Here is a 14,887-nt window from a genome sequence, read left to right as displayed (position 1 = left end):
GCGTCTTAAAAGGATTTAAGACAGATTTGCAAGACAAATCACATCAACCTATCCCCAAAACCCCCGCCTCATCCACCTCGCCATTCACCAGCTTCTTCGTTTCTCCATCATAATGAATTTTTCCATCCACAATCAGCAGGGAACGCGGGGCGATTTTCGCGGCATCGTGAAGATTGTGAGACACCATCAGTAAAGTCATTTGTCGCTCATTGCATATCTGATCGAGCAATTCCAGCATTTCATTACGCAAAGCGGGATCAAGTGCCGAAAAGGGTTCATCCAGCAATAAAATCGGCTGGTGGCGGACTAAGCAACGCGCCAGTGCCGCCCGTTGGCGCTGCCCGCCAGAAAGTTGAGCCGGCAGGCGAGATAAACACGCCTCCAGTGACACTTGAGCGGCAATCTGTTGCAGCGTTTTCTTTTGCCCGGTGCTTAACCGCAATCCAGGGTGCAATCCCAAACCAATATTTTGCGCAATGGTCAGATGGGAAAACAGGTTATTTTCCTGAAACAGCATCGAAACAGGGCGTCTGGAAGGTGGGGTATCCGTATGATTTTCGCCATCCAGCCAGATATTACCTTGTTCTGGAAACTGGAAACCGGCCATTAAACTTAACAATGTGCTTTTACCCGCCCCGCTTGGGCCGAGGATGGCAATGCGCTCTCCGGCCTTTACGCTGACATTAAAATACATGGCAAGGTGTTCATAAATGTAAGTGACATTTTCAAGTTTAATCATGGCGTCGGCTCGGCAGGCGTTCAATCACAGTGAATAATATAAAACACAGTAGCAGCAGCAGGAATGCGGTCACGGCACCATCCTGACTGCGATAGGCTCCAATTTGTTGATAAAGGTAATAAGGCAGGGTGCGGAAATCTTCATTGCCAAATAACGCGACCACACCAAAATCGCCAATCGATAATACACAGGCGAAAGCCAGTGCTTGTGCCAAGGACATTTTTAATGCCTTAAATTCGATCCAACACAAACGATGAATTCCCTGAATATTGAGGGAATGGCATAAGGGGTTGTAACGCACGGCCAAATCACGCATGGGATTTTCCAATACTTTTAGCGCGTAGGGGATCGCCATCAAGGCGTTGGTCAGAATAATCAACCCGTAAGGTGATTGGGGTAGGCCAATAGTGGTGTTCAGCAGGAGAAAAAAGCCGGTCGCAAGCACAATGCCCGGCATGGCAAGGATCAACAATCCGCTGGTTTCCATTACCTGTCCCCAGCGGGGGGAATGACGTAAACGTAATTCGCGGCTGCTCCAGAGCAGCATCATGGTCAGGATGACACACAATAATCCCGCACCCAACGCAATGATAATGGAGGTTTTCAGGGCTTGCCATAAAGCTGGTTGGCTTAAGACAACAACAATATCACGGTTCAGGCCATCAACGATGACTGCCAATAAAGGGGGAAGCAACAGCAGTAACGCGACGCCAATCAGTAAACCATCAGATAATTTTCTCAGCCATGAATCCTGTGGATTACGCCACTGTTGTTGATGCCCGTAACCCACGGAAAGTGCCCCTTTAAGTTTTTGGCTGAGAAGTACCAGACCGAGGCAGCAAAAAAGTTGGATCAAGGCAAGCAGGGCGGCGTGACCCAGATCGTAGTCGTAACTGAGCGCCTGATAAATCGCCAGTTCGATCGTGGTTGCGGCAGGGCCACCACCCAGTGCAAGCACGGTAGCAAAACTGGCAAAGCACAGCATGAAAATCAGGGCACCGGTCGGTAAAATTTGGCGGCGCAGATAAGGCCATTCGATAAAACGAAAATGCTGCCATTCATTCATACCAAGCTGGGCGGCAAGTTGCCGCTGCTCAATGGCAATATTTTCCAGAGATTGCAGCAATAACCGTGTTGCCATCGGCATATTAAAGAAAATATGTGCCAGCAAAATGCCTTGCAGCCCGTAAGGTGTAAACCGATATTCCATGCCCAGCCATTGGCAAAGATTGGCCAGCCAGCCGGTCTGACCATACACGGTGAGAAGCCCGAACAGCGCCACCAGAACAGGCAGAATCAGCGTCATGGCGCATAAGCGCAGAAATAACCTTTTTCCGGGAAAATGGCGTCGGTAAAGTGCCCGTGCCAGAAAAATCGCCGGTGTGACCGAGAAGACGGCAGAAAGAAATGCCTGCCAGAACGTGAATCGAATGACATGCCAGAGATAGCTGTCACTCAAGAACGTCTGCCAATGGTTTTCCGGCGCATTGAACCACAGCGTCCCGAATGCTGACAGGGCAACAATCACCAACAGGCCGGAGGCAACGACCCCCGGCAATAACCAACCCGCGATTAACGGCTGACAGCGCTTTGCCATGTACGGATCCATTTTGTACGGTATTTTGCCACATCATCTGCGTTAAATTGCAGCGATTTCTCAGGAACAGGAAGTTGCCTGAAAACATCCGGCAAAGGAATATCAATGACGGGATACATCCATTGCGTGGTTGGCAGGGCTTGCTGGAATGTCGGCGAGATCATGAATTTCATGAACTTCTGCGCCAGTTCCGGCTGTTTGCTGGAGGCTACCTGAGCCGCCACTTCAATCTGCAAGTAGTGTCCTTCCTTGAAAAGGGCAGCGGCATAATTATCTTTTTTCTCTGACATAATGTGATAGCCGGGTGACGTGGTATAGCTCAGTACCATATCCCCTTCACCTTTCAGAAACAGGCCATAGGCTTCACTCCAGCCCTTAGTGACGGTGAGTGTCTTTTTGGCTACTTTCTGCCACTCCTGTGCGGCCTTGTCGCCATAAAGCTCCTGCATCCAGAGCAGTAACCCCAGTCCCGGCGTGCTGGTGCGCGGATCTTGATAAATAATTTTCCAATTCTGGCGGCTATTGATTAATTCATCCATACTTTTTGGTGGATGAGGCAGGGTGTTTTTGTTGTAAATAAAGGCAAAATAACCGTAATCATACGGAATAAATGTCGTATTGTTCCATGTGATGGGTAATGTCAGTTTTGAGGTATCAACGTGACTCGGTGTGAATAACCCTGTATGTTGGGCGGCTTGGATCAGATTGTTATCTAACCCCAGTATAATATCCGCTGGTGTTTTTTTGCCTTCCATCCGCAAACGGTTCAGCAAAGATACCCCGTCTTCCAGCGCAACCAGTTTCAGTTCACAACCACATTCTGCTTCGAAGGCTTTTTTGATGGCAGGCCCCGGCCCCCATTCAGAGGCAAAGGAATCATAAGTGTAAACGGTCAGTGTTGGTTTCGCCTGAGCTGTCTGAGCAAAGAGACTGGCAGAAATAGACAGCAGACCGATAGCGATAGTCATAAAACGGGAAAATAATTTCTTAAACACTTTGCTCTCCTGTCGTTGCAACGGATTAACGGTTGCAACATCAATAGTTAATAATATTGATGGTTATAAACATTAATAATTAATGTTTGTCAGTAGTAGACAGAAAAGGATCTGAGAAGGTGCTAAATGAAAATGACATCTGTTATATCAATGATTAGCGTCTCAAATCCCTACGACGGTACTAACCGGTTCAGGTTCGACGGGTTTGTTCTCAGCAGTACTGTTTTATGACAGCCGCACCCCGTTGAGATAGCGGTATTGTAGAGACTTCGGTTGCGTCTGCAAAGTCTAATCATAGAGGTTTACCGCTTGGGATGAGTGTGAAACAATTAGCTATCTTTTTAAATTTGTTATACCGAGAGGTAGTCTGGTGATCGATGATGATGGCTACCGCCCGAATGTAGGAATTGTAATTTGTAATCGCCAAGGGCAGGTTTTGTGGGCCCGCCGTTATGGGCAGCATTCCTGGCAGTTTCCTCAAGGGGGCATCAATCCGGGGGAATCACCAGAACAAGCGATGTATCGCGAGTTGTTCGAAGAAGTTGGTTTAAATCGCAAAGATGTACGGGTTCTCGCCTCGACCCGGAGCTGGTTGCGTTACAAATTACCCAAGCGTTTGGTGCGTTGGGATACAAAGCCCGTTTGTATTGGGCAAAAGCAACGTTGGTTTTTATTGCAATTGTTATGTAATGAAGCAGATATTAATGTGCAGCGCAGTAAAACGCCGGAGTTTGATGGCTGGCGTTGGGTCAGTTACTGGTATCCTGTCCGACAAGTCGTTTCTTTTAAACGAGATGTCTATCGCCGCGTGATGAAAGAATTCTCTTCTATTGTGATGTCAACGCAGGAGCCTGCTTCATTATTACCTTCACCTTATTTACATCGTCGTAGAAGAAGTTAGGTCATTGCTATGCTCATGCGCTTACGGGAAATTGTTGAAAAGGTTGCGATGGCAACCCATTTATCTGAAGCGCTTGAGCTACTGGTCAATGAAACCTGTCAGGCAATGAACACGGATGTCTGTTCTATCTATTTGGCCGATCATCAGCGGCAATGTTATTACCTGATGGCCACTAAAGGGTTGAGCAAACCTAGAGGGAAAACAATCAGTCTGGCCTTTGATGAAGGCGTTGTAGGGCAAGTTGGGCGTTTGTCTGAATTAATTAATCTTGCGGATGTCCGTGACCATCCCAGTTTTAAATATATTCCCCAAGTGAAAGAAGAAAGTCTGCGGGCTTTTTTAGGTGTACCGATGATTTATCGTCGCCAGTTGCAGGGAATATTAGTTGTTCAACAGCATGAGCGACGGCTATTTAATGAAAGTGAAGAATCTTTCATGGTGACATTGGCGATGCAGCTTGCTGCTGTTCTCGCCCAGGCGCAAGTAAAAGGATTATTCGGCCGATATCGTCAGACCCGTATTCAGGCGCTCGCCATTTCTGACGGCATTGTGATGGCGCAGGGATGGCAAGATTGCTCCCAACCTTTATTAGAGCAAATCACAGAAGCATTAACGCTGAATTATCAGGCGGAACGCTCAAGGCTGACGTTGGCCCTTGAAGCAGCCACCGCTGAATGCCGCCGTATCAGTAAGCGTTTTACTGCCAGTTCACAAAAAGAAAGCGCAGCTATTTTTGATCTCTATTCTCATCTCTTAAATGATCCCCAGCTCAAACAAGATCTGTTTTATTCTGTTGATAACGGTTTTGTGGCGGAGTGGGCGGTCAAGACGGTGATTGAAAAATATGCCGGACAGTTTGCCAGCTTGCAAGATCCTTACATGAGAGAGAGGGCATCGGATCTGCGGGCGCTTGGTCAACGGGTGCTGTTCCATCTGAATGATTCCTTCACGGGAACAAAGCAATGGCCGGAGCGCTTTATTCTGGTTGCTGATGAACTCAATGCCAATTTGTTGGCTGAATTGCCGCAAGATCAATTGGTTGGCGTGATTGTGCGAGATGGCGCAACTCACTCCCATTCTGCCATATTGGTTCGGGCGATGGGCATTCCCGCTATCATGGGGGCGGATATCCAGCCTGCGCTATTACACAACCGGACGCTTATCCTTGATGGTTATCGCGGCGAAATTTTAATTGAACCAGAGCTGCTGGTTGCTCAGGAATACCAACAAATCATTGAGGAAGAACAGGTTCTCAGCAAGCTGGCGGAATGTGAACAGCAAAAACAAGCGCGTTTAAAAAGCGGCGAACGCATTCTGGTGCAGCTCAACGCTGGCCTGAATTTGAAACATGAACAGCAGATAGAAGACAGTATTGATGGTATTGGGCTGTACCGCACAGAAATCCCTTTTATGTTGCACAGCGGTTTTCCATCAGAAGATGAGCAGAAAAATCGCTACCAAGAGATGCTGGAACTTTTTCCTGATAAGCCAGTAACGTTGAGAACATTGGATATTGGTGCTGACAAACAACTTCCCTATATGCCTATCCATGAAGAAAATCCTTGTCTGGGATGGCGGGGAATTCGCATTACACTCGATCAACCGGAAATATTCCTGATCCAGCTTCGGGCGATGCTAAAAGCCAATGCACAGACGGGCAATTTAAAAATACTCTTGCCGATGGTGACAAGTATTGAAGAAATTGATGAAGTTCGCAAATTGATTGAGCGAGCGAAAGCTGAAGTAGAGCAGGCATTAGCCGATACCATTACCATGCCCCAAATTGGCATGATGCTTGAAGTTCCCTCTACGCTTTTTTTGCTGCCTCAATTAAAGCAACGGATTGATTTTGTTTCTGTTGGTACGAATGACTTGACCCAGTACTTGCTTGCAGTGGATCGCAATAATACCCACGTCGCTTCGCTGTATGACAATTTACATCCTGCGGTGATCCGCGCCCTGAAACTGGCCTTTGATGAATGCCAACGCCTTGATCTCCCTATCAGCGTATGCGGAGAAATGGCCGGTCTGCCAATGGGAACATTAATATTGCTTGGTTTAGGCTATCGCAGCCTGAGCGTGAGTGGCCGCAGCGTTCCGCGTACCAAGTATTTGCTGCGGCAGTTGGATGCCAAGGAGCTTGAGCACCTTATTGAATTGATACTGAAAGCCGAAACCAGCCATGAGGTAAAAGCGCTGTCCACCGAATTTATGGAATCACAGGGCTTGGGCGGCTTGATTCGGGGTGGTAAGTAGTGTCTATTGTGAATCACTTGACCCTATTGTACAATTTAAATGTGTACAAAATGGGAGGGCACAGTTATGCCTCAGATTCCAGTAGAAACCAATGACCGTATGTCCTTACGAATTGCTTCAGACGATAAGTTATTGTTGATGCGTGCAGCCGCCCTGCAACACACTAACTTAACCGAGTTCGTCGTCCGCAATGTGGTGTCAGTAGCACGAAAGATCATCGAAGAAAATGAACGATTGGAACTCACCGAGAGAGACAGTTTGCGTGTACTGGATCTTTTGGATAACCCGCCGACACCTAACGATAAGTTAATGGCTGCAGCATTTGCCTTACCAAAGAGGTTACCATGACGTTACCGATCTGGCGCGAAGAGCCTATCAGTAAGCATCATGATCGTGCCTCTTTCGACTGTGGTGACTATGCGTTGAATCAATTTTTATATCGCCATGCAAGGCAGAGCCATGAGAAAGGCGGTGCAAAAACTTATCTTGCTGTGACTGATGACATCAGTAAGAAAATACTTGGATATTATACCCTTAGCCCAGCTTCTATAGCTTACGAACGTGCACCTGACGTGATTAAGCGTGGTTTGGCGCGGCATGAAGTGCCAGTTTTTCGACTTGGCCGCTTGGCAGTTGATGTTTCAGCACAGAATCGAGGTCTTGGAGGGCAATTATTACTTGCAGCAGGACGACGCTGTCTTTTGGTTGCTATGCAAGCGGGTGGTGTTGCTTTTCTGATTGATGCTAAGAATCAACAGGTTGCAAAATGGTATGAGAGTTTTGGCGCTGTCTCGTTATTAGATGCCCCTTTATCTCTGTTATTACCGTTCAAAACTATCCATCTTGCACTGACTGCCTCAGGAAAGTTGTAAAGAAAAAATGGAATAGCATTTTTCAACTTTCAGCATTTTCATGCTTGCAACCACATGCCGTTTAGTGGTGAGCAAGTCACTTGCCTGTGTTATTATCCGCGATTATTTGTCTTAACCTATTCAAGTCATATAATTTATTCGCACAAGATCATTTATTCACAATATCATTCATTCACACAACATGATTTTTAGTGGGGAACGATGAGCACTAGCTATCTGGCATTTCCTAATATTGACCCTGTCATCTTTTCAATCGGGCCGGTATCCCTCCATTGGTATGGTTTTATGTATCTGGTCGGTTTTGTTTTCGCCATGTGGCTGGCAAATCGCCGGGCAGCAAAACCAAACAGTGGCTGGGACAAAAACGAAGTTGAGAACTTACTGTATGCAGGGTTTGTCGGGGTTTTCGTCGGTGGACGCCTCGGTTATGTTTTGTTCTATAATCTCCCAATGTTCCTGGATAACCCGCTTTATCTGTTTAAAGTCTGGGATGGGGGAATGTCTTTCCACGGCGGACTGGTCGGCGTTGTTTGCGCCATGTGGTGGTTTTCGCGCCGCACCAAGCGCCATTTCTTACAGGTCGCGGATTTTGTCGCTCCCTTAGTGCCTTTTGGTTTGGGCATGGGGCGTATCGGTAACTTTATCAATGGCGAATTATGGGGGCGGGTTACGCTTGATACGCCGTGGGCAATGTTATTTCCGGGTTCCCGCAGTGAAGATATTGCCATCGCCAGCGCCAATCCTTCGTTATGGCCGATTCTGGAGCAATACGGTGTCCTGCCCCGCCATCCCTCACAATTATATGAAATGGTGCTCGAAGGCATCGTATTATTTATCATCCTCAATTTATTTATCCGTAAACCGCGCCCGATGGGGAGCGTTTCAGGCCTATTCCTGATTGGTTACGGTGCATTTCGCATCATCGTCGAATTCTTCCGCCAGCCTGACGCACAGCTTGGGCTGTTTGAAGGAATAAGTATGGGGCAAATCCTTTCTATCCCGATGATTTTAGCGGGAATACTGATGATGATATGGGCATATAAATACCCCGGCAACAAAACTCGTAATAACAAGGTACAAGAGGCAAAATGAAACAGTATCTGGATTTAATGAAAAAAGTGCTGGAAGAGGGCACAGCAAAAGATGACCGTACAGGAACGGGAACACTCTCTATCTTTGGTCATCAGATGCGTTTCAATTTGCAAGAAGGATTCCCACTGGTCACCACCAAGCGTTGTCATATTCGCTCGATTATCCATGAATTACTCTGGTTCTTAAATGGCGATACCAATACCCAATACCTGCATGATAATGGGGTGTCCATTTGGGATGAATGGGCTGATGAAAATGGCGATTTAGGGCCGGTTTACGGTAAACAATGGCGTGCCTGGGGCGCTGCGGATGGCCGTCAAATCGATCAATTGACGCAGGTTATTGAGCAGTTGAAAAGTGATCCTGATTCGCGTCGGATCATCGTTTCCGCATGGAACGTCGGGGAATTAGATAAAATGGCATTGGCGCCATGCCATGCTTTTTTCCAGTTCTACGTCGCAGACGGTAAACTTTCCTGCCAGCTTTACCAGCGCTCTTGTGACGTGTTTTTAGGCTTGCCGTTCAACATCGCCAGCTACGCGCTATTAGTACATATGATGGCTCAACAGTGTGATCTTGACGTGGGTGATTTTGTTTGGACGGGGGGAGATACTCATCTTTACAGCAATCACCTGGAACAGACTAAACTGCAATTAAGCCGTGAACCCCGCGCGTTACCTCAGTTAGTGATGAAGCGGAAACCCGATTCACTGTTTGATTATCGATTCGAAGATTTTGAGATTGTGGATTATGATCCACATCCCGGTATTAAAGCCCCGGTTGCCATTTAATCCTCTTCTTCCATCCTCAAACATGAGGATGGAAAATATATTTTAGTGAATTATTATTCCACTCTTCTTTGTTTTTACTATGAAAACTGAATTTTATTTTGTGGACAGTTACGCAATTAAAATGTAACAAGACAAAATACCTGTTTTTTCTTTAAACCTCTTCGCATAATCAAATCGTGGCTCTGTTTATTTGGTTGCTTATCGTCGATATTCCTCTTGATCAATATTGTGCAGGGTAGAGAAATCAGGAAATGATGGAATATAAATGTATTCACCAGAAAAATGGATTTACATTGTTAGAATTGATGATAGCCATGCTCATTATTTCGATTAGCTTGTCTTGGGGATTGTATTATTGGGGGAAATATCAAAGTCGCCTGCATTTGCAATCAGCAGTGCATAACGTGCTGTCTTTTATGGAAAGGCAGCAGGCTTTGGCAAACTCTTTAAATCAGGATCGTACCTTATGGTTAGTGATGGGGTCGCCTTGGTGTCTGGTATCGTCGGTAACCCAAATAGCGGCTTGCGATGAAGGGGATGGGGAACGGGTGAACTCTCCTCATGAAGCGGTGTTTTTATCCTCGTCCACGACTGATCGCATTGATTTTTATGGCATCAGAAATACAGCAGTGCCAGCCAGTTTCACCCTGGCAAACCCGGCAGGTGAAATGAGTGTCGTCATTTCAGGACGTGGGAGGATCAGGACATGCAGTAATACAATTAACCCGCTTCCTCATTGTGAGGGAATAAAGAACCCGTGATGCCGACTCGTGTTTATGACAAGCCAAAACAGGCAGGATTTTCCTTGTTGGAAATCATGGTCGCCCTGTTAATCAGTAGCGTGATTTTTGTTGCTATGACGAAAACCTATCCGGTTCTGTCAGGGCAGGTTCTTGATCTCTATCGAAAATATCGATTGCATTATCTGGTGGATAGAACCGCCCATTTGATGGAGAAAGATATCCGCCGGGCAGGTTATTGTCGGGATAGGGAGCAGTGTAAAGGTGATCCATTGATCATTCAAAATAAAAATACGGAAGCTATGAATTCCTGTTTTATAGTTGCTTTTGATCTCAATTTAAATAATCGATGGGAAAAACCTGATCATATTGACGCTGAATTTTTTGGTTATCGCTTAAATAACCGTTTCCTTGAGTGGAAAAGAGGGGCGGGAAATTGTCAGGAAAATGGTTGGGAAAGGTTATTTGATCCCAAAGAAGTGGTTATTGATCGCTTTCAGCTTGAGAAATCACGGGCAAAAGAAGGCGTGATTTTTGTCACTTTGTCTATTGATGCCCATTGGTTGAAATCCTCATCAATTGTATATCGCTATCAAGCGACAATCCGGCTGCGCAATATCAGGGAAAAAACCTATGGCAGATAAGCAACAGGGGAATATTCTACTGGTATCGATCATGATGCTATTGGCACTGAGTTTAATGATGCTGAAAGCACTCCATTATCAACAGGAAAGCGCAATGCTTATGATGATGGATGAACAAAATTATTTGCAGGCTTTTGGGCGGGCTGAATCATCACTGGTATGGGGAAAGGCGCAATCATGGCCGCTCCATCAGCAAGAAGCAGAAACCTGGTTTTGTCTGCAACAAACGGAATTTCACCTGACCAGTTGCCTCAAACACTATTCAGGCAATCTTTTCTTATTAAAAGGGGTTGCTCAATTCACATCAGGAGAAAAACTTGAACTTTATCAATGGATTAAACAGATGAAACCCTTAAATCAAGATACACTTATTTCTGGTGAACTGATTCCTATTGAAAGCGGTTGGCTGGATTTTTGTCCTGTCTCTCAGGCTGAATTTTGTTTATGAAAATATTTAACTTACTTGGGCGACAGGGACGACAAGAAGGGATGAGTTTACCTGAAGTTATGCTTGCATCTGCCGTATTTGCGATCTCTTTATTGGGTTTAATGCGTTACCATCAAGCCTTGTCAGCCAATTTCCAACACTATTGGGAGCAGCTTAAAGCGGTGCGATATGCTCATGACCAGTTAGAACAATACGAACGTTTGGCAGGCCAGATTGATTTGCAGAAAGCGGATGAGAAAGCGATACCGCGGGGCTGGAAAATGGAATCTCAACGAGAATTTCACGCTTGGGGATGCTATCAGGTAACGATTAAGCTGACAGTGCATTACAATAAACCCAGTAAATTAGAACGTTGGTTTTGTGCAAGTGGGAGCATTGATGTTTAGAGTTTATCATTCAAATCAGCTCGATATTCTCAAAGAGTTGATGGCGAAATTGATCGGGGAGGATCCCCTGCCTGACCCATTTGGCAAAGAAGTGATTTTGGTGCAAAGCCCAGGGATGTCACAGTGGTTGCAAATTCAGTTGGCAGAAAAACTGGGTATTGCCGCGAATATGGTGTTCCCGCTGCCGGCCACGTTTATCTGGCAGATATTTACTCACGTGTTGCCTGATATTCCCAAAGAAAGTGCTTTCAGTAAGGGGGCAATGAAATGGAAGTTAATGACCCTGCTGCCTGATTTATTGGCGGAACCGGAGTTTTCAGCACTCAGCCACTATCTTGATCAGGATATTGATAAACGCAAGATCCACCAGTTAGCGGGCAGAATTGCCGATCTGTTTGACCAATACCTGGTTTATCGCCCACAGTGGTTAGAAAACTGGGAGAATGGGCAATTAATTGATGGCTTGAGCAGCAGCCAGTTATGGCAAAAAAGACTCTGGCTTGAACTGACCGCCTATACCCGTCAGCTGCAACAACCTTTGTGGCACCGCGCTAATTTGTACCAGCGATTTATCATGACGTTGGAAGAAGGGAATTTTCCATTGAAAGAGCTTCCTTCGCGCATTTTCATCTGCGGTATTTCGGTATTACCTCCTGCTTACCTGCAAGTACTCAAGGTATTGGGTAACTATATTGATATTCATCTTATGTTCACTAACCCATGCCAATATTATTGGGGAGATATTCAAAGTTATACTTTTCTTGCCAAATTAGCGAGCCGTAAGCCAAAACATTATAAAAGCCATCAATTGCTGGAAAGATTTAAAGATCCAGAAAATGTCCCATCGCTCTTTAATGAAGAAGGGGAGCAGGCGCTGAATAATCCCTTGCTGGCATCTTGGGGAAAATTAGGACGGGATCACCTTTATCTGTTGTCACAATTAGAGCCAGATTCTGATATTCATGCTTTTGTTGACTTAGAACCTGATTCTGTCTTGCACCAAATCCAACAAGATATCCTTAATCTTGAAGATCATGCCCAGATTGGTTCGACAGAAAATACCTTTAAACATAGTCTCAAGAAGCGCCCATTTAATGATGCTGATCGCTCTCTGACTTTTCATTCATGTCATAGCCCGCAAAGAGAGGTCGAAGTATTGCAGGATCAACTCCTGCATTGGTTGGATGATGACCCCTCGCTGATGCCGAGGGATATCATTGTGATGATGGCAGATATCGATAACTATGCTCCCTATATTCAGGCGGTTTTTGGCAATGCCCCCGATGATCGTTATATCCCTTTTGCTATCTCTGATCGTAAGGTTGGCCAGGCGCATCCTGTCTTACAGGCATTCATTAGCCTGCTGGATTTGCCGCAGAGTCGGTTTACGGCAGAACAGGTGTTGGCATTATTGGAAGTCCCTGCCTTAGCCAATAAATTCGCGATTCAGGAGGACGGGCTACGTTTATTGCGGCGTTGGGTAAAAGAATCCGGCATTTGCTGGGGGCTTGATGATGACAATATTGCTGCCTTATCTTTGCCTGCCACAGGGCAGAATACTTGGCGCTTTGGTCTGACACGCATGCTATTGGGTTATGCGATGGATAGCCATGCCGGCCCGTGGAATGATGTATTGCCTTATGATGAATCCAGTGGCCTCGCAGCTGAATTGGCCGGACAACTGGCGGAATTTTTAATGGCACTGAATCGCTGGCGTAAGATTTTGAGCGAAGAACAGCGGTTGACAGATTGGTTAGCGGTATGTCCGCAACTGTTAGACACTTTTTTCGACACCGATGATGAAATTGAACTGGTTTTGGCGCTGATTACGCAGCAATGGCAAAAAGTGATTGATGATGGCCTGAATGCGCATTATGACGAAAGCATTCCTTTGGTGCTGCTACGCGATGAGCTGGCGCTGCGTTTTGATGATGAGAAGATCAGCCAGCGCTTTCTTGCCGGTGCCCTCAATTTTTGTACCCTGATGCCGATGCGCTCTATTCCTTTTAAGGTGGTTTGCCTGTTGGGGATGAATGACGGGGTTTATCCGCGTACCATCCCGCCTCTTGGGTTTGATCTTATGGCAGAAAAAACTCAGCGGGGGGACAGGAAACGGCGTGACGATGACCGCTATCTGTTTCTGGAAGCGTTAGTTTCGGCGGAACAATTTCTTTACATTAGCTATATCGGTAAATCGATTCGTGATGATACGAAATGCAATCCATCCGTATTGGTTAACGAATTAATGGATTATATTTGCCAGAGTTTTTGCTTATCCGGTGATGAAATGCGCAATGTTGATGACAGTGCCAGAAATGTCAGAAAGCATTTGCGGGTACAACATACTCGTGTACCTTTTGCGTCGGAAAATTTCTTACCCAACCACCATTTACAAAGTTATGCCGCAGAATGGCTGCCCGCGGCGACACAGCAGGGTGTTTCAGCCACGGATTTTTGTCAGCCGATTGATTTTGATCGCAGCGAAGTCAAAGAAGTGGCTCTGGATGCATTGATCCGCTTCTATCGACATCCCGTCCGGGCTTTTTTTCAGCAACGGTTGAAGGTGCATTTTATCATTGAAGAGATGGAGCTGCCGGAAGAAGAACCTTTTGTCCTGGATAATCTGCAACGCTACCAATTTAACCAACTACTGTTGAGCATCCTGATAGAACAGGGAGCACCTGAATCTTTGTTCTCCCACCTCCGTGCGTCGGGAGGGTTACCCTATGGCGCCTTTGGTGAAGTTTATTGGATGGAACAATTGGAATCTATGCAGCCCTTAGCCGACAGGGTACGTGAAGAGAGAACCGAGTCTTTTTCCATTGACCTGTATGAGAAATTAGATGCTGTGATATTGACCGGCAGAATGAATCAGATGCAGCCTGATGGAATTTTACGTTGGCGACCAGCGAACTTAACGGCCAATGATGGTATCCAACTATGGATTGAACATCTTGCCGCTTGTCTTTCCGGTGTAACCAGTGAAAGCCGCATGTATGGAACGGGTAAAAAAGGGAAACAAGAGAAGGGAGATAAAAAGGTTTCAGAATATCGCTTCTTGCCACTGGAACCGGATGAAGCGAAACACTATCTGAACCAGATGATCGAGGGCTATTTTCAAGGCATGTCTGAGCCTCTCCCCCTGTTTTGCCGAAGCGGTTGGGCATGGCTGGTTGACTGTTTTGATCAGGAAACGGGGGACATTGATTTTAGCGAAAAGCGTCAACAACATGCTGAAAATAAATTAATGGAACAGTGGCTGGGAACACATGACAGAAAAGGAGAAGGTGCGGATCACTATGTACAACGTACCTTCCGGCAGGTTGAACAATCACTTTTGGAGCGAATGAAGCGTGAAGTTCAGCGCTATTTACTACCGATGGTTCGTTATTCCAATGGATCATTATTTAAATAATCAGGGAGAAT

The 14,887-nt window shown here is 46.0% G+C and carries 14 protein-coding genes and 1 riboswitch; of the genes, 11 read left to right on the top strand and 3 right to left on the bottom strand.

The genetic code is table 11. From position 1 onward, the window contains the following. Positions 1 to 43 precede the first annotated feature (43 nt). The 3 genes from thiQ to thiB are packed head-to-tail and all read right to left on the bottom strand — an operon-like array spanning position 44 to position 3,331. The gene (gene thiQ, locus PSI15_RS00465) at positions 44 to 739 is read right to left on the bottom strand and encodes a thiamine ABC transporter ATP-binding protein ThiQ (RefSeq protein WP_273581835.1); all 696 of its coding nucleotides are present in this window, start codon (positions 737 to 739) and stop codon (positions 44 to 46) included. Beyond that, complete coding sequence (thiP, locus tag PSI15_RS00460; RefSeq protein ID WP_273581834.1) at positions 732 to 2,336, bottom strand: thiamine/thiamine pyrophosphate ABC transporter permease ThiP; 1,605 nt, start codon at positions 2,334 to 2,336, stop codon at positions 732 to 734. Before thiP ends, thiQ begins: the two co-directional genes overlap by 8 nt. Beyond that, positions 2,312 to 3,331, bottom strand: coding sequence for a thiamine ABC transporter substrate binding subunit (gene thiB, locus PSI15_RS00455; protein ID WP_273581833.1), 1,020 nt, complete (start codon positions 3,329 to 3,331; stop codon positions 2,312 to 2,314). The genes thiP and thiB overlap by 25 nt, the downstream gene beginning before the upstream one ends. Before the next feature lie 149 nt (positions 3,332 to 3,480). Continuing rightward, positions 3,481 to 3,585, bottom strand: a riboswitch (TPP riboswitch). Between the two features lie 116 nt (positions 3,586 to 3,701). Here thiB and rppH point away from each other — a divergent pair. The 11 genes from rppH (at position 3,702) to recC (ending at position 14,876) form a co-directional block, all read left to right on the top strand. Then, positions 3,702 to 4,232, top strand: a complete 531-nt coding sequence (gene rppH, locus PSI15_RS00450; protein WP_273581832.1) for an RNA pyrophosphohydrolase — start codon at positions 3,702 to 3,704, stop codon at positions 4,230 to 4,232. A 9-nt stretch (positions 4,233 to 4,241) separates the two neighbouring features. Continuing rightward, entirely contained in the window at positions 4,242 to 6,488 is a 2,247-nt protein-coding gene (gene ptsP, locus PSI15_RS00445) for a phosphoenolpyruvate--protein phosphotransferase (protein ID WP_273581831.1), read from the top strand. 66 nt (positions 6,489 to 6,554) lie between these two features. Beyond that, on the top strand, positions 6,555 to 6,836 hold the full coding sequence (locus tag PSI15_RS00440; protein WP_273581830.1) for a type II toxin-antitoxin system TacA family antitoxin: 282 nt from the start codon (positions 6,555 to 6,557) through the stop codon (positions 6,834 to 6,836). Beyond that, a complete protein-coding gene (locus PSI15_RS00435; RefSeq protein ID WP_273581829.1) occupies positions 6,833 to 7,360 on the top strand; it encodes a GNAT family N-acetyltransferase in 528 nt (175 codons plus the stop codon). Before PSI15_RS00440 ends, PSI15_RS00435 begins: the two co-directional genes overlap by 4 nt. 201 nt (positions 7,361 to 7,561) lie before the next feature. Then, complete coding sequence (gene lgt / locus PSI15_RS00430) at positions 7,562 to 8,452, top strand: prolipoprotein diacylglyceryl transferase (protein WP_273581828.1); 891 nt, start codon at positions 7,562 to 7,564, stop codon at positions 8,450 to 8,452. Continuing rightward, the gene (gene thyA / locus PSI15_RS00425) at positions 8,449 to 9,243 is read left to right on the top strand and encodes a thymidylate synthase (protein WP_273581827.1); all 795 of its coding nucleotides are present in this window, start codon (positions 8,449 to 8,451) and stop codon (positions 9,241 to 9,243) included. Before lgt ends, thyA begins: the two co-directional genes overlap by 4 nt. Positions 9,244 to 9,494: 251 nt before the next feature. After that, positions 9,495 to 10,004, top strand: coding sequence for a prepilin peptidase-dependent protein (locus PSI15_RS00420; protein WP_273581826.1), 510 nt, complete (start codon positions 9,495 to 9,497; stop codon positions 10,002 to 10,004). Beyond that, positions 10,004 to 10,627, top strand: a complete 624-nt coding sequence (locus PSI15_RS00415; RefSeq protein WP_273581825.1) for a prepilin peptidase-dependent protein — start codon at positions 10,004 to 10,006, stop codon at positions 10,625 to 10,627. The genes PSI15_RS00420 and PSI15_RS00415 overlap by 1 nt, the downstream gene beginning before the upstream one ends. Next, on the top strand, positions 10,617 to 11,075 hold the full coding sequence (locus tag PSI15_RS00410; RefSeq protein ID WP_273581824.1) for a YgdB family protein: 459 nt from the start codon (positions 10,617 to 10,619) through the stop codon (positions 11,073 to 11,075). Before PSI15_RS00415 ends, PSI15_RS00410 begins: the two co-directional genes overlap by 11 nt. Then, the gene (locus tag PSI15_RS00405) at positions 11,072 to 11,461 is read left to right on the top strand and encodes a prepilin-type N-terminal cleavage/methylation domain-containing protein (protein WP_273581823.1); all 390 of its coding nucleotides are present in this window, start codon (positions 11,072 to 11,074) and stop codon (positions 11,459 to 11,461) included. Before PSI15_RS00410 ends, PSI15_RS00405 begins: the two co-directional genes overlap by 4 nt. Continuing rightward, positions 11,454 to 14,876 (top strand): exodeoxyribonuclease V subunit gamma, encoded by a 3,423-nt coding sequence (gene recC, locus PSI15_RS00400; RefSeq protein ID WP_273581822.1) that lies wholly within the window; start codon positions 11,454 to 11,456, stop codon positions 14,874 to 14,876. Before PSI15_RS00405 ends, recC begins: the two co-directional genes overlap by 8 nt. Positions 14,877 to 14,887: the final 11 nt, after the last annotated feature.

This window comes from Xenorhabdus sp. PR6a (genome assembly GCF_028599065.1).
GTDB classification, from domain to species: domain Bacteria; phylum Pseudomonadota; class Gammaproteobacteria; order Enterobacterales; family Enterobacteriaceae; genus Xenorhabdus; species Xenorhabdus doucetiae.
Note: the sequence above shows the minus strand (reverse complement) of the source record. Positions and strands in the feature narration are given on the sequence as shown.

Coding starts and splice junctions, on each gene's coding strand:
- thiQ (WP_273581835.1), bottom strand. CDS start 739: ATGATTAAACTTGAAAATGTCACTTACATTTATGAACACCTTGCCATG.
- thiP (WP_273581834.1), bottom strand. CDS start 2,336: ATGGCAAAGCGCTGTCAGCCGTTAATCGCGGGTTGGTTATTGCCGGGG.
- ptsP (WP_273581831.1), top strand. CDS start 4,242: ATGCTCATGCGCTTACGGGAAATTGTTGAAAAGGTTGCGATGGCAACC.
- PSI15_RS00440 (WP_273581830.1), top strand. CDS start 6,555: ATGCCTCAGATTCCAGTAGAAACCAATGACCGTATGTCCTTACGAATT.
- PSI15_RS00435 (WP_273581829.1), top strand. CDS start 6,833: ATGACGTTACCGATCTGGCGCGAAGAGCCTATCAGTAAGCATCATGAT.
- lgt (WP_273581828.1), top strand. CDS start 7,562: ATGAGCACTAGCTATCTGGCATTTCCTAATATTGACCCTGTCATCTTT.
- thyA (WP_273581827.1), top strand. CDS start 8,449: ATGAAACAGTATCTGGATTTAATGAAAAAAGTGCTGGAAGAGGGCACA.
- PSI15_RS00420 (WP_273581826.1), top strand. CDS start 9,495: ATGATGGAATATAAATGTATTCACCAGAAAAATGGATTTACATTGTTA.
- PSI15_RS00415 (WP_273581825.1), top strand. CDS start 10,004: ATGCCGACTCGTGTTTATGACAAGCCAAAACAGGCAGGATTTTCCTTG.
- PSI15_RS00410 (WP_273581824.1), top strand. CDS start 10,617: ATGGCAGATAAGCAACAGGGGAATATTCTACTGGTATCGATCATGATG.
- PSI15_RS00405 (WP_273581823.1), top strand. CDS start 11,072: ATGAAAATATTTAACTTACTTGGGCGACAGGGACGACAAGAAGGGATG.
- recC (WP_273581822.1), top strand. CDS start 11,454: ATGTTTAGAGTTTATCATTCAAATCAGCTCGATATTCTCAAAGAGTTG.